Origin of the sequence: Marinifilum caeruleilacunae (genome assembly GCF_013141825.1) — a bacterium.
Classification (GTDB): domain Bacteria; phylum Bacteroidota; class Bacteroidia; order Bacteroidales; family Marinifilaceae; genus Marinifilum; species Marinifilum caeruleilacunae.
In genome coordinates, this window is the sequence record NZ_RZNH01000024.1 from 40,650 (window position 1) to 56,174 (window position 15,525).

General features: G+C 37.6%; 11 protein-coding genes. 6 read left to right on the forward strand and 5 right to left on the reverse strand.

Annotated features, from left to right (window positions below; translation table 11 throughout):
* Positions 1–57 precede the first annotated feature (57 nt).
* Both gyrB and ELS83_RS13960 read left to right on the forward strand, forming a co-directional pair.
* On the forward strand, positions 58–2,019 hold the full coding sequence (gene gyrB / locus ELS83_RS13955) for a DNA topoisomerase (ATP-hydrolyzing) subunit B (protein WP_171596175.1): 1,962 nt from the start codon (positions 58–60) through the stop codon (positions 2,017–2,019).
* A gap of 82 nt (positions 2,020–2,101) precedes the next feature.
* Entirely contained in the window at positions 2,102–2,668 is a 567-nt protein-coding gene (locus ELS83_RS13960; protein ID WP_171596176.1) for an LOG family protein, read from the forward strand.
* On the opposite strand, the gene ELS83_RS13965 is transcribed toward ELS83_RS13960, so the two are convergent.
* Together ELS83_RS13965 and dapF are read right to left on the reverse strand one after the other, a co-directional pair.
* Positions 2,665–5,478, reverse strand: a complete 2,814-nt coding sequence (locus ELS83_RS13965; protein WP_171596177.1) for a cache domain-containing protein — start codon at positions 5,476–5,478, stop codon at positions 2,665–2,667. The genes ELS83_RS13960 and ELS83_RS13965 overlap by 4 nt on opposite strands.
* An 18-nt stretch (positions 5,479–5,496) precedes the next feature.
* Entirely contained in the window at positions 5,497–6,282 is a 786-nt protein-coding gene (gene dapF / locus ELS83_RS13970) for a diaminopimelate epimerase (RefSeq protein ID WP_171596178.1), read from the reverse strand.
* A gap of 275 nt (positions 6,283–6,557) precedes the next feature.
* Here dapF and ELS83_RS13975 point away from each other — a divergent pair, with 275 nt between their 5' ends.
* Both ELS83_RS13975 and ELS83_RS13980 read left to right on the forward strand, forming a co-directional pair.
* Positions 6,558–8,006 (forward strand): S1C family serine protease, encoded by a 1,449-nt coding sequence (locus tag ELS83_RS13975; RefSeq protein ID WP_171596179.1) that lies wholly within the window; start codon positions 6,558–6,560, stop codon positions 8,004–8,006.
* Positions 8,007–8,111: 105 nt separating this feature from the next.
* Complete coding sequence (locus ELS83_RS13980; protein ID WP_054719691.1) at positions 8,112–8,972, forward strand: sigma-70 family RNA polymerase sigma factor; 861 nt, start codon at positions 8,112–8,114, stop codon at positions 8,970–8,972.
* 54 nt (positions 8,973–9,026) lie between these two features.
* On the opposite strand, the gene uvrB is transcribed toward ELS83_RS13980, so the two are convergent.
* The 3 genes from uvrB to ELS83_RS13995 all read right to left on the reverse strand — a co-directional run bounded on the left by uvrB (position 9,027) and on the right by ELS83_RS13995 (position 12,820).
* Positions 9,027–11,042, reverse strand: a complete 2,016-nt coding sequence (uvrB, locus tag ELS83_RS13985) for an excinuclease ABC subunit UvrB (protein ID WP_171596180.1) — start codon at positions 11,040–11,042, stop codon at positions 9,027–9,029.
* A 159-nt stretch (positions 11,043–11,201) separates the two neighbouring features.
* Positions 11,202–12,218, reverse strand: a complete 1,017-nt coding sequence (locus ELS83_RS13990) for an endonuclease/exonuclease/phosphatase family protein (protein ID WP_171596181.1) — start codon at positions 12,216–12,218, stop codon at positions 11,202–11,204.
* Positions 12,219–12,235: 17 nt separating this feature from the next.
* Positions 12,236–12,820 carry an HAD family hydrolase gene (locus ELS83_RS13995; RefSeq protein ID WP_171596182.1) on the reverse strand — a complete coding sequence of 195 codons (585 nt, stop codon included), beginning with the start codon at positions 12,818–12,820 and terminating at the stop codon, positions 12,236–12,238.
* Between the two features lie 319 nt (positions 12,821–13,139).
* Here ELS83_RS13995 and ELS83_RS14000 point away from each other — a divergent pair, with 319 nt between their 5' ends.
* Together ELS83_RS14000 and hcp are read left to right on the forward strand one after the other, a co-directional pair.
* Positions 13,140–13,502: a hypothetical protein gene (locus tag ELS83_RS14000; RefSeq protein ID WP_171596183.1), complete on the forward strand. Its 363-nt coding sequence runs from the start codon at positions 13,140–13,142 to the stop codon at positions 13,500–13,502.
* A 233-nt stretch (positions 13,503–13,735) separates the two neighbouring features.
* On the forward strand, positions 13,736–15,382 hold the full coding sequence (gene hcp / locus ELS83_RS14005) for a hydroxylamine reductase (RefSeq protein ID WP_171596184.1): 1,647 nt from the start codon (positions 13,736–13,738) through the stop codon (positions 15,380–15,382).
* The last annotated feature ends 143 nt before the right edge of the window (positions 15,383–15,525 follow it).

The following is a 15,525-nucleotide window of genomic DNA, read 5'->3' on the forward strand; positions in this document are numbered from 1 at the left end:
CAAATGACTTTTTGGTTGTCTGTAAGGTTCTTTTTCGAAAAACTAAAGATCTATTAGATGAGTGATTTAGAAAATAAACCAAATGGAAATACTGAATATTCCGCGGATAGTATTCAGGTATTAGAAGGTTTGGAAGCGGTTCGTAAACGCCCTTCCATGTACATTGGAGATGTAAATGTTAAAGGTTTACACCATTTGGTGTACGAGGTGGTTGACAACTCCATTGATGAAGCTTTAGCGGGACATTGTAATAACATTGAGGTTTTTATTAATGAGGATAACTCTATTACCGTAAAAGATGATGGTCGTGGTATTCCTACTGAAATGCACCAGAAAGAGAACAAGTCAGCTCTTGAGGTTGTAATGACAGTACTTCACGCCGGTGGTAAGTTCAACAAAGATTCGTACAAAGTATCGGGTGGTTTGCACGGTGTTGGTGTATCTTGTGTGAATGCCTTATCTACTCTATTACGAGCAGAAGTTCATCGTGATGGTAAAATTTACCTTCAGGAATATAGCCAGGGAAAGGCAAAAGAGGATATTAAAGTAATTGGGGAAACCAATGTTACTGGTACTATTATCTCTTTTAAACCAGATGAATCAATTTTCTTGACAACAGAATACAAGTATGATATTCTTGCAGCAAGAATGAGAGAATTGGCTTTCCTGAATAAAAATATTCGTTTGAATATTACCGATAAGCGTGAACAGAACGAAGAAGGTGAGTATCGTCATGATTCTTTTTACTCGGAGGAAGGTTTGAAAGAATTTGTTGAATATCTTGACAATACTCGTGAGAGATTGATTGAAGATACCATTCATGTTTCTACTGAAAAGAATGATGTTCCTGTAGAAATCGCTCTTCAGTACAATACATCATTTTCAGAAAATATTCACTCATACGTAAATAACATTAACACCATTGAAGGGGGAACTCACCTTACCGGATTCCGTAGAGGTTTGACTCGTACCCTAAAGAATTTTGCAGAGAAGTCGGGTATGCTGGCTAAGCTGAAATTCGATATTAGTGGTGATGATTTCCGCGAAGGCTTAACAGCAGTAGTTTCTGTGAAGGTTGCAGAGCCACAGTTCGAAGGACAGACCAAAACAAAATTAGGGAACTCGGAAGTTTCATCGGCTGTCGATCAGGCTGTAAGCGCTTCTCTTTCTAACTATTTGGAAGAGCATCCAAAAGATGCAAAAACCATTGTTCAGAAAGTAATTATGGCAGCAACTGCTCGTCATGCAGCTCGTAAAGCAAGAGAACTTGTACAAAGAAAAACTGTTCTAGGTGGTTCAGGACTTCCTGGTAAACTATCAGACTGTTCTGATAAGGATCCTGCAAACTGTGAGATTTTCCTTGTCGAGGGAGATTCGGCAGGTGGTACTGCCAAGCAAGGCCGTGATCGTAAATTCCAGGCAATTCTTCCTTTGAAAGGTAAGATTTTGAATGTGGAAAAAGCGATGCAGCACAAGGTTTTCGAAAGCGATGAGATCAAAAATATCTTTACAGCTTTAGGAATCACATTCGGTACCGAAGAAGACAGCAAGGCTGTGAATATGGAAAAGTTACGTTATCACAAGATTGTAATCATGTGTGATGCCGACGTCGATGGTAGCCACATTGCAACCTTGATTATGACATTCTTCTTCCGTTACATGAAGCCATTAATCGAAAACGGATACCTTTATATTGCAACTCCACCATTGTATTTGGTGAAGAAAGGCAAGAACTCAGAGTATTGCTGGAACGAAGACCAAAGACTTCGTCTGATTGAAGAGTGGGGTGGAGGAAAAGAAAGTTCTATGCACATTCAGCGTTACAAAGGTCTTGGTGAGATGAGTGCCGAGCAATTGTGGGAAACAACAATGAATCCTGAATTCCGCACCTTACGCCAGGTAACCATCGAAAATGCTGCTGAAGCTGATCATGTATTCTCAATGTTGATGGGCGATGAGGTTCCTCCACGTAGAGAATTTATCGAGAAAAATGCAACTTACGCAAACATTGATGCATAAGTTCTAAATCATATTGCAAAGCCCTTGGGAATTTCTCAAGGGCTTTTTTGAATCATTATTTTACCACCAAACAATTGTAAAAATGAATATCTGTGTATTTTGTTCTTCAAGCAATTCGCTTGATTCTGTTTACTTCGAAGAAGCCAGACAACTTGGAAATTTAATTGGAAGTAAAGGATTCGGCTTGGTTTATGGAGGCACCAATGTTGGTTTAATGAACGAGGTTGCAGAATCGGTGAAAACCTCAGGTGGAAAAGTAATGGGAGTAATCCCGAAATTGATTAACGAGTATGGAATTTCAGCCGATTTTCTCGATGAACTGATTATTACTCCGGATATGGCTGAACGCAAAAAGTTACTGCGAGATAAATCTGATGCATTCGTAGCTCTTCCCGGCGGTTTTGGCACTTTGGAAGAAATATTGGAGGTGATAACCCTAAAGCAATTAGGCTATCACAATAAGGCCATTGTGTTTGTGAATACCAATAATTTCTATGAGAATTTAAAAGCACAATTTGAGCTATCGTACAAGGAGAAATTTGCCAAGGCCGAGTATCGTAAATTGTTCTACTTCGCCAATAATTATCAGGATGCAATAGAATACATTGAAAATTACAAGATAGAAAACCGCGGTACCAAATGGGATTAGTTTATCGAAAACTGTTTGTTGATTGAGTCCAGCAAGGTTTTCGTTTTAACAGGCTTTACAAGATAGTCATCGCAACCTGCTGCAATGGCTTTCTTTTTATTTTCGGTTTCGACAAAAGCTGTTTGTCCGATAATTGGAATGGCAGCATTCTGGTGTTTAATTTTTTTTGTCGCTTCGTAACCATTCATTACCGGCATCTGGATATCCATTAAAACAATATCGATATTTACCGATTCGCACAACGAAATGGCTTCAATACCATTTTTAGCCCAGTAAATTTCAGCATGTGTATGCTCTAAAGCCGTTTTAAAGTAGGCAAAGTTGTTTCTTTGATCATCTACTATCAAAATCTTTTTGCCTCTCCAGTTGTAAGCATTCTCTTTGATTGGAGTGAGTTCATCCTCCTTTTCAAGACTAAAGGGGAATCGAATATAGAAACATGTGCCTTCCTTTTCTACTGATTCCAGGCTGATTTTACCTCCTAAAACTTCCGTAAGTCGATGTGTAATGGTTAAGCCCAAGCCAGTTCCGCCATGCTGCCTGGTATCAGAACCATCAATTTGCGTGAACGATTTGAATATGTCTTTCTGTGCTTCTTCTGCAATGCCAATGCCGCTATCTCTTACAAACAATTCTATTAAAGATTGTTCTTCAATGACTTGATATCCAAACTCAACAAAACCTTCATCGGTAAATTTTATGGCATTTTCAATTAAATTGGATAACAACTGTTCCAATCTTTTTGCATCAGTATACAGCATCGAATCCTTATCACAAAGTGGCTTCTGAACATTTATATTGATATGCCCTTTGCTATGAAAGTTTTTCTGAGCATTATATTTCTCATACAGAGAAGAGATGATTCCATTCAGATTCGAATTGGCCCAATTCAATTTAATTTGTCTCGATTCAATTTTTGAAAGGTCAATAATATCATTAATTAATTGCAACAAGTTATTGCTGCTCTGTTTAATCAACTCACCATATTCATGTCTTTCATTTTCATCGATATGTTGCGATGTCATGATATCGGTAAAACCAATAATGTGGTTCATTGGAGTTCTAATTTCATGCGACATGTTGGCCAGGAAGGCAGATTTTAACAGATCAGACTCTTCGGCCTTGTTTTTGGCTTCTGTCAAGTGTTTCTCGTACAGTTTTCTTTGCGTGATATCGCGATAAATACCGAAAATGGCAATTGGTTTTTTATCGACAACAATTGGGTTACCCACAATCGAAACATCTATCATTTCACCAGTTTTGCACTTTCTCTTGGTTTCAATTTCAACCAGTTGACCATTGGCGGTTAATGAATTTAATTTGGTCGCTTCCTCCTGTCTGTCTTTGTCGGCAAGCAAATTATCAATTACAACTCCTTTAATATCCTGCGATGTATAACCAAAAAGTTCGGTGAATTTTTTATTGATTTTGATCCCCTTACTTTCATTGTCGGTAATGGCAATGGCTTCAGGCGAGTTTTCGAACAATTGCTCGAAATAGGCCGTTTCAATATTAAGTTGTTGCTCAATGCTCTCACGCTTCGTAATCATTTGATTGGCAAGCGTACCCAACTCTTTAAACTCCTTAAATTGAAGAGATGAAGTATTGATTTTGAGCGATTCGGAAGCCGCTTTTTCGAAAAATCGTGTAAACACGATCAGGCCATTTTCTGTAACACGAACCACATATCTCGAGAATATAATGATAAAGATTACGATAAAAACCAGAAGAATGACTCCATTATAGATGTAACGGTTTACATTGGCTTGTAATTCACTCTTTCTTTTTTCAATGGCATGATTTAACTCTTGAAGATGTATTCCCGAACCTACAACCCATTGCCAATCTTTATAAGCTTTGGCATGTGTTAATTTTGGTAAGGGCAGGTCTGCCGTATTGGCAAATGGTTCCAGGTACTCAATAAATCCACCACCCGAATCGGTTCCCCTTGATATAAATTCCTGAACAATTTTATTTCCATTGCCATCGCGCATGGGCCATAAATTCTTCCCAATTAAGGATTTGTTGGTATGAGCCAGGCAGCTTCCATCAAAACTGATTACTGCGATGGTAAAATTATCATCAAATCGTAAATCTGTGATTTTATCTAATACTTTTTCCTGAACTTCAAGTTTATAATGATTTACATATTGTGTACAGCCGATATACCAGTTAAACTCTTTGAACAACTTCACGAAAGAGATTTTCGGATGGATTTTTTGACTGTTTTCCGCTTGCCATGAATAGTCGGTATAACCTTCTCCCAGCCTTTTTGCCGTTTCAATTTCCGATTGAATGATAGGTACTCCATACACATCCTTAACCTGTAGTTTATTTCTTCCTACCCAATCAGGATTTTCAGGATCCATAACCACCGTACCATTTAGGTTGTTGATGTAAAAGAATCCATCGCCATTGTTGAAGCGAACCGACTGCAATGCATTAATAATTAGCCTCTGAAGTTCGTATTTTGACAGTTGGTTTTTATAGCTTTTATATAAATTGGTGGCAATGGAATGTGCCTCGTACACCCTACTGCTGATGTCTTTTTTTAAGAGATTTCGGGTTTGAAGCCTTTCGTTCTCTATATAATTAATAAGGGTTTGAGTTTCCTGTTGTAGGGTCTTTTTCTGGTTTTTTATAAAATCTTCCTGTATCTGTTGTGACTCCCGCTTAAACTTTTGATTTTCCTGTTGAATCATAAACAAGCCAAAGACCACTATCAAGCCAATAGATATGGACAAGAGTGAAAGTAAAAATACCTTTGATATGCTTTTGTTATTAAACAGTTTGGCGAAAATAAACTTCATACAAGCGAAACCTGGACATTAAACATTTATAGTTCCGGAAAATACTTTTGTTGCAGGACCAATTAACCACACATTTTTGATGTTTTGAGCGTCGATTTTTTCAAATCTTACTTCCAAAAGGCCTCCTTTGGTTTGTATATTAAACTGTTCCTTGCCTTTTTCAAAACCAGAACTAATGGCCGAAGCAACCACACCAGTTCCACACGAATAGGTTTCATTTTCAACTCCGCGTTCATAGGTGCTTACCTGAATGCCTGAATCGTTGAATGAAACAAAATTCACATTTGTACCTTCTTTTGCAAAACGATCGTTGTAGCGTATTGCTTTGCCTTTCGAATAGGTGTCAAAATTTTCGTGGGATTCGATAAACTCTACATAGTGAGGCGAACCTGTATCCATATAATAATGCTGGTCTTCATGCTCAATTCCCGAAACATCAATCATTTTAAGGCTTACCTGTATATATGATCCTTTATCTTCAACCAATGCTTCATGTTCACCATCAACAGCAATAAAAACAGTTTTATCCTTAATAATGCCCAAGTGGTATGCAAAGGCAACAATGCATCTTCCTCCGTTACCGCACATACTCGCTTCACCACCATCTGAATTAAAGTAGCGCATTCTGAAATCATAGCCATCTGCATTTTCAAGCAGCATCAGACCATCGGCCCCAATTCCAAACCTTCTGTGACAAAGTTTTTCAACCAATTCTTTATTGTCCGGAGATATGATGTTATTACGATTATCGATAAGAACAAAATCGTTTCCTGTTCCCTGGTATTTCCAAAATTCAATCTGCATTGCTGTGTAATCCTGTTAAAGAGTGTTAAATACGTTAAAATGCAAAACACTTCTAAACTTATATCGTTAAAATTGTAGGATAAAAGTAAGAATCTTATTGGTTTTCCCCCTATTTCGGAAAGTGAAAAGTCTAACATTTTGATGAAAGTAGCTTCCTTGGAAATAACTGTTGACTATGTGAATCTGATTTCGTAACTTTTTATGTTCGAAACAGAATGTGGATTTCACCAATAAGATTGATCCAAAGTTTCACTCTTAAAAATTTTTATTGCATTATGAAAGCTAAATTGTTTTTTGGAAGAGTTTTAACTGCAGTTTTCGGTGGTGGAATTGCCATTATTTTATTTGTGTTGTTCGTTGATAGAGAAGAGAAAATCATTACTGTTCAGGAACCTAATGCCATTCAATTAGCGACTTTACCCACAACTGTTACCGGACAAATCGATTTGACTTTTGCAGCTGAATCGTCTGTAAAATCAGTTGTACACGTTAAAACCTTATATACAAAGGGAGAATATCAATCGAATCCATTTTACGATTTTCTATTTGGGAATAGTGAGAGAGGATACCAACAGCAACCAAGTTTAGGGTCTGGATCCGGAGTAATTATTTCTAATGACGGATATATCGTAACAAACAATCATGTTGTGAAAGGTTCGAATTTAATTAATGTGGTTTTACAGGATAAAAGATCTTACGAAGCCAAATTAATAGGACAGGATCCTTATACCGATTTGGCTTTGATAAAAATTGATGAAGAAGATCTACCATTCATGAACTTTGGAAACTCCGACGAGTTAAAATTGGGAGAATGGGTTCTGGCTGTAGGTAATCCCTTTAATCTTACCTCTACCGTTACTGCAGGTATTATTAGTGCCAAGGCCAGAAACCTGGGCATCATGAATAACAGAATGAGTATTGAATCATTCCTGCAAACCGATGCTGCTGTAAATCCTGGAAACAGTGGAGGAGCCCTGGTTGATACCAAGGGAAGACTCGTGGGGATTAATACCGCAATTGAATCCAGAACAGGTTCCTACTCAGGCTACTCGTTTGCGATACCCGTAACCATTGTAGAGAAAGTAATTGCTGATTTAAAAGAGTTTGGTAAAGTACAACGAGCAATGATTGGTGTTGTTATTAGGTCTGTAGATGCCGGTTTGGCAGAAGAAAAAGGATTGGAAAGGATAGAAGGTGTTTATGTTGATGAAACCACTGAGGGTGGTGCAGCTGGTGAAGTTGGAATAGAAGAAGGTGATGTTATTCTTGAAATTAATAACAAGGAAGTTAACTCAGGTGCCGAGTTACAAGAGCAGGTGAGCAAGTACCGTCCGGGCGATGAAATCGAAGTTTTAATAAAAAGAGATGGCAAAAGGAAACAATTTGATGTTGTTTTACGTAATAGGTTAGGAAATACCAACGTGTTAAAATCAAGGGACTTATCTTTCCTTGGTGCCGATTTTGAACCAATCAGCTCGAAAGAGAAGTATCGACTTCAAATTAATAGGGGAGTAAAAGTGAAGAATCTGCGTAGTGGTAAGTTGAAGGAGGAGAATGTGAAAGAGGGGTTTATAATTTACAAAATTAACAACACACCAATTTATAAGATTAATGATATTGAAGAGGCGTTGCAGGACGTTAAGGATGGAGGTGTATTTATTTCAGGCATCTATCCCAACGGCAGCGTGAAGTATTATGCCTTTTCTTTGAAGGGTGATGAATAGAAATCAAACGAGAAAAATATAAATATTCGAATAAAATGACAATTAATTTTGACTTTTTTTATTAAAAAGTCTAATTTTGCGAAATATTTTCGATGAAAAGGGACTATGAGACAATTAAAGATAACCAAATCAATTACCAATCGTGAGAGTGCTTCCTTAGACAAGTACTTGCAAGAGATTGGTAAAGAAGATCTTATTACAGTTGAGGAAGAAGTTGAATTGGCGCAGCGAATCAAAAAAGGCGACCAAAGAGCTTTGGAAAAGTTAACCAGAGCGAATTTGCGTTTCGTTGTTTCTGTAGCTAAGCAATACCAAAATCAAGGGTTGAGTCTACCTGACTTGATCAATGAAGGTAATTTGGGATTGATTAAAGCAGCAGAAAAGTTTGATGAAACTCGTGGATTTAAATTCATTTCTTACGCTGTATGGTGGATTCGTCAGTCTATCCTTCAGGCTTTGGCAGAGCAGTCTCGAATCGTTCGATTACCATTGAACCAGGTTGGTTCGTTGAACAAGATCAACAAAGCATTTTCGAAATTCGAGCAAGAACATGAAAGAAAGCCATCTCCTGAAGAATTAGCAGAGTCCTTGGAGTTACCTGCAGATAAAGTTGCAGATACCCTACGTGTTTCAGGTCGTCACATTTCTGTCGATGCTCCGTTTGTTGACGGAGAGGACAACAGTTTGTTGGACGTATTGGTGAATGATGATTCTCCAATCGCAGACAGAAGTCTCTTGAATGAATCCTTAACCAGAGAAATTGATAGAGCTTTAGCTACTCTTACCGAGAGAGAAAGCGATATCATTAAATTATTCTTCGGTATTGGAATTCAAGAAATGACCTTGGAAGAAATTGGCGAAAAATTTGGATTGACACGTGAGCGTGTTCGTCAGATTAAAGAAAAAGCGATTCGTCGTTTGCGTCATACTTCCCGAAGCAAATTATTGAAATCATATTTGGGATAAGATTTCCCGCGAGATAACTAAAGCAGTTTCGAAAGAAACTGCTTTTTTATTGCTCTATTTTGAGGTCTTTTCCTTCAACTGTTCCTGGAGTTTGTACATCTCATCCCTGTACTGTGCAGCTTGAAGGAAATCCATATCCTTGGCAGCTTTTTGCATGAGTTTCTTGGTCTTTTCAATGCTCTTCTCCAAACTTTCCTTACTCATATACTGAACAACCGGATCGGCAGCAATCTCAACCGTTTCAGGTCCGGCATAAACATTTTCATCTACCTTTTGAGCCTGATTGATAATGCTTTTCTTCGATTTGACAATTTGCTGTGGCGTTATTCCATGCTTTTCATTGTAAGCCAACTGCTTTTCGCGCCTGTGGTTTGTAGAATCAATGGTCTCTTTCATCGATTTGGTAATCTTGTCGGCATACATGATTACCTTACCATTTACATTACGTGCAGCTCTACCCGAAGTCTGAATCAGTGATCTTGTTGAACGAAGAAATCCTTCCTTGTCGGCATCCAGAATGGCAACAAGCGATACTTCCGGCAAATCCAAACCTTCACGAAGCAGGTTTACACCAATCAAAACATCGAACTCCCCATTTCTAAGGTCTTCCATTATTTTTACACGATCCAGCGTATCAACATCGGAGTGAATGTAGCGACAGCGAATACTCATATTTGCGAAATATTCCGATAACTCTTCTGCCATTCGTTTGGTTAGTGTTGTCACCAGTGTACGTTCATCTTTTTCAGTTCGCTCGTTAATTTCAGCAATCAAATCATCAATCTGATTTAAACTCGGACGAACATCAATTTGCGGATCAAGCAAACCTGTTGGGCGAATTACCTGTTCAACCACTACACCTTCGCACTTTTCCAGTTCATAATCGGCCGGTGTAGCACTCACATAAATGGTCTGATCGGTAACTTCTTCAAATTCTTCAAATTTTAAAGGTCTGTTATCCAGTGCAGCCGGTAAGCGGAATCCATATTCTACCAGGTTAATTTTACGGGAATGGTCGCCACCATACATGGCGCGAATCTGTGGAATGGTAACATGACTTTCGTCGATTACCATCAGAAAATCATCCGGGAAATAATCGATCAGGCAGAATGGACGAGTTCCGGCAGGTCTTCCATCGAAATATCGTGAATAGTTTTCGATGCCTGAACAGTGTCCAAGCTCTCGAATCATTTCCAAATCGAAGCTCACCTTTTCTTCCAGTCGCTTGGCCTCCAGGTGTTTTCCAATCTCTTTTAGAAAAGCCACTTGCGCAACCATATCATCCTGAATTTGATGGATGGCCGATTGAACACGATCTTTACTGGTTACAAAGATATTGGCCGGATAAATGGTTGCCCTTTCATAATCTTCAATTTTGAGTCCATTAATCGGATCAAAAGAGTAGATTTCATCAATTTCATCATCCCAGAAAATAATTCTGTAGGCAAAATCAGCGTAAGCAGGATAGATATCTACCGTATCACCTTTCACCCTAAAATGGCCACGCTCAAACTCCACCTCATTTCTTGAATAAAGCGCATCAACAAAGGCATGAAGCAATTTGTTACGTGAAATAGTTTGGCCTTTTTCCAAAACGGTAACATTGTTGTGAAAATCATCGGGGTTACCAATACCGTACAGACAGGAAACCGAAGAAACAACGATTACATCTTTTCTTCCCGAAAGAAGGGCCGAGGTAGCGCTAAGTCGGAGTTTTTCAATTTCATCGTTTATGGAAAGATCCTTTTCAATATATGTATCAGTTACGGGCAAATAGGCTTCCGGCTGATAGTAATCGTAGTAGGAAACAAAGTATTCTACTGCATTGTTTGGAAAAAAATTCTTGAACTCGCCATACAATTGGGCAGCCAGGGTTTTATTATGGCTCAATACCAGGGTAGGTCTTTGAACTTCCTGAATTACATTGGCCACCGTAAAGGTTTTACCCGAACCAGTTACCCCTAAAAGGGTCTGAAACGGAGAACCATCATTCAATCCATTACTCAACTCTTCTATGGCTTCCGGCTGATCGCCTGTTGGCTTAAATTTCGATACTATTTTAAAATCCATGAATCCCTTCTTTCTTTACTACAAAGCAATGCTAAAAATAGAGAAACATTATGAAACAAACATGATTTAAATAATTATTAACAGATGAAGCTGAAATATTTTTTGCACAAAAAATGCCGACCATTTGATTTGGCCGGCACCTGTATTTTTTATTGAAGTTTACTCGGTAATTTTGAAGTAAACAGGAAAATGATCGCTGTATCCTCCGTAATAATTAGGTCCGCCATAAGTTCTACTTGGCACTAAAACACCATTTTTGTTTTTGTAGCAAATCCACTCTTCGGTAAACAGATTACCCGAACCATAAGTTGTACTTAAACCATTTTTATTCCCGATTAGTGATTTTGAAACAATTAAGTGATCCAGCATGTTCCAGTCGCCCCTGTAGTTGTACGAACCTTGGCCTGCTTCGAATAAATCGTACATCAGATTGTGCAATTCTTCGGTATTTTCAGCTGTTTTGGCATTGTTTGCCTGAAGCGATTTTGTTACCGAAATGTTGTTAGGCTCATCATTAAAATCACCCATAATAATGATTTTTGCCATTGGATTTTTATCCTGAATTTTATCTACTGATTTTCTCAGCTGTTCAGCAACAAAAACTCTGTTCTTCTCCGATTTTTCTTGCCCACCTCTTCTCGAAGGCCAGTGGTTTACAAAAATATGAACCGTATCTTTCTTGCCTAAAATACCTTCTACATGCAGAATGTCTCTTGTTGTATAATCTGGTTCCCAGGGAAATTGTATGCCAATGGCTTCGTGATTTAGGTATTTAAAGTCGTCACTTTTATAGATTAAAGCACAATCAATCCCTCTTTTATCAGGACTTTCGGTGTGTGCAATTTTATAATTTCCAGCAATTAAGGCATCTTCTTTGCACAAATCTTCAATCACCAAACGATTTTCAATTTCACATAGACCAATTACTGTTGGTAAACTTAATGTATCTATAGACGACAATACTTTTGAAAGTTTTTCAAGTTTATCCCCATAACGTTGGGTGCTGTACTTTAGCTTTCCTTCAGGTGTAAAATCATCGTCCCATTTTACCGGATGATTAATGGTATCGAATAAATTTTCGACATTGTAAAAAGCAAGTGTGTACTCCTTTTTTTGTTCGCTACACGAGAAAAGAACAAGTGCAACAGAAATCAGTAAGAGTAATTTTTTAAACATGATGTAGAGTTATTGATTTAGTAATATGGAGTGACATCGGTAACCATCATTCCTGCTTTTTCAGCTGCCTGTATACCCAACAATCCATCTTCAAAAACCTGGCAATTTTTAGGATCAATTCCCATTAAATCGGCGCACTTTAAAAAGGTTTCTGGTTCTGGTTTGTGTAGGCTAACATCGTCAGCACTCACCAATATCGGAATGTACTTGTCCAAACCAAGAATCTCCATGGTTTCCTGGGCGATATTCCTTTTACCTCCTGTGCCCACTGCCATTGGAAGTTGCTTGTGGTATTTGTAAACCAAGTCAGTTACAGGTTTAATTTCGGTTATTTTATGCATCTCCTTAGCAAAAAATTCTTCTTTAATCACGGAGAATTCCTGCGGATCAATAGAATGGTTGTATTCTCTATTTAGCTTCTCAATAATCTTGGCTGATGGCATTCCTGCACAAGCTGATAAAAATTCAAATGAATATTCAACATTCAAGATTTCAGCAGCTTTTTTCCAGGCTTCAAAATGCAAGGGCATTGTATCGGCCAGGGTTCCATCCAAATCAAAAATTAGAGCTTTTGTATCGGCATATATATTTATCGATTTCATATTCATTCTGTTAATTCATTCAACTTCACAATTGCTTCGATGTATTATATCAACTGTTGTATTTAAGAACAATAATAGTACAGATCCGATATAAAAGAAAGCGCAAATTATTAATTATTTCTTAATAAATAGCATACTTAACTTTATTATTTATAAGAGTTTTATCGATATCTTTGGTATGTATTTTGCAAGTGCATAATATTGAGAATCTGTTTGTTGAATTCTCGTTTTTTTTATATTTTTCTATCGAATTGTAAAACATTTCTCGAAAGCATACGTTTGTAGAAGTGTGTATATTTTAGAATTAAAAGTGAAGTTTATGAAGTTGGTACAAGGAAGTTTGATTCTATTATTTGTGTTTCTAAGTGTTAATTTGAGCGCTAAGAAAATTTCGGAGGCTGAGAAAAGAGCAGATGTCATTACTAAATGGATGACTGAAAAGTTAGATTTGAGCACCGACCAAATCCTAAAAGTAAAAGAACTGAATCTTGAATGTGAAAAAGAAATAGATCGATTAACAACCGAGAAAGCTGGTTTTCCTTGTATGCAAGCAGTTCGCGATAGCTTATTACAAAAGGAGAATGATTTTAGTGAGGTGTTAACAGAAACGCAATTGGCCAGTTATAAAAAATCGAAATGTGAGTTAAAAGAAAAACTCAAAAGAATGTTTAAAAGACTTTAACGAATAAAATATATAAGCCATCCCAATCGAAATTCGGTTGGGATTTTTTGTCTCCAAAACATGCTTAGAGGAAAAAAAGATAAAAAAATCTGATTTTTTTAGTGTTTGTAACATCCGTTACACTTTTTAGGTGGTGAATGTCGGATATTTGTAATGTCAAAAGGAAATAACTTCCCATTCGACACGAATTTGAAACTGAATAAACTAAATAAATAACACTAAAAAATACTATTATGAGCATGTTTTGTTATCAATGTCAGGAAGCAGCCAAGGGAACTGGTTGTACTATTCAAGGGGTTTGTGGTAAAACCGATGAGGTTGCAAACATCCAGGATCTTCTTATGTACGTAATGAAAGGAATTTCACAGTACAGTGTAAAAGCTCGCGAAGCTGGTGTTGAGAATGATAAGGTAAACAATTTCATTATGAACGGATTGTTTATGACTATCACAAACGCAAACTTCGATAAAGTAAAATTCGTTGAAGCAATTCGCGAAGGATTAAAACTAAAAGAAGAAATTAAAAAACAAGCTGAAGAAGCTGGTGTTTCTTTCGGTGATCTTCATCATTCTGCAACATGGTTTGCTGATTCAGAAAATGATTTTGATGCAAAAGCTCGCGTAGTTGGTATTTTGGCTACAGAAAACGAAGATGTTCGTTCATTACGTGAATTGTTAACTTACGGTTTGAAAGGTTTGGCAGCCTATGCTGAGCACGCTTATAACCTAGGTTTCGAAAAAGCAGAAATGTATGCTTTCATGCAAGAAGCTTTGGTAGCAACTATCGACGATACACTTTCTGCTGACGATTTAGTAGGATTGGTTATGAAGTGTGGAGCTAATGGTGTAACTGCAATGGCTACTTTGGATGAAGCAAATACATCTGCATACGGAAATCCTGAAGTAACAGAAGTAAATATTGGCGTTAGCAACAAACCAGGTATCTTGATTTCGGGTCACGATTTGAAAGACATGGAAGAATTGTTAAAGCAAACTGAAGGAACTGGTGTTGATGTTTACACTCACTCTGAAATGTTGCCAGCTAACTATTACCCAGCATTTAAAAAGTACGAACACTTTGTAGGAAACTATGGTAATGCATGGTGGAAACAAAACGAAGAGTTCGAAACTTTCAACGGACCAATCTTGTTCACTACCAACTGTATTGTTCCTCCAAAATCAAGTTCAACTTACCAGGATAAAGTATTTACAACTGGTGCATCTGGTTTCCCAGGATTCAAGCACATTGCTGCTGATGAAAACGGAAAGAAAGATTTCTCAGAAATTATTGAATTGGCGAAAACTTGCCAGGCTCCAACAGAGATCGAAAAGGGTAAAATCGTTGGTGGATTTGCTCACAACCAGGTAATGCAAGTTGCTGATAAAGTTGTTGATGCTGTAAAATCAGGAGCGATTCGTAAGTTCTTTGTAATGGCTGGTTGCGACGGTAGAATGAAAGGTCGTGATTACTATACAGAATTCGCTGCTAAATTACCACAAGATACAGTGATTTTGACTGCAGGTTGTGCTAAATATCGTTACAACAAACTTGAATTAGGTGATATCGGAGGTATTCCAAGAGTATTGGATGCAGGTCAGTGTAACGACTCATACTCATTGGCAGTTATCGCATTGAAATTGAAAGAAGTATTTGAGTTGAACGATATCAACGAACTTCCAATAGCATACAACATTGCATGGTACGAGCAAAAAGCAGTAATCGTATTATTAGCTCTTCTACACCTGGGTGTTAAGAACATTCACTTAGGACCTACATTGCCAGCATTCTTGTCACCAAACGTAGCAAAAGTATTGGTTGATACTTTCGGAATTGGTGGAATTGGTACTGTAGACGAAGACATGAAAATGTTCCTGAACTAGTATTTAGTTTGAATTGATAGAATTGCGCCCAGGGTGAAGTTTGATGAGAGTGGGTTTGTACCGGGCGCAATTTTCACTTACCTGTAATGGTTTAGTTTAATTTTAGGGTTAAAGAAAAAAACTGTCTGATAGAAACACTTGCC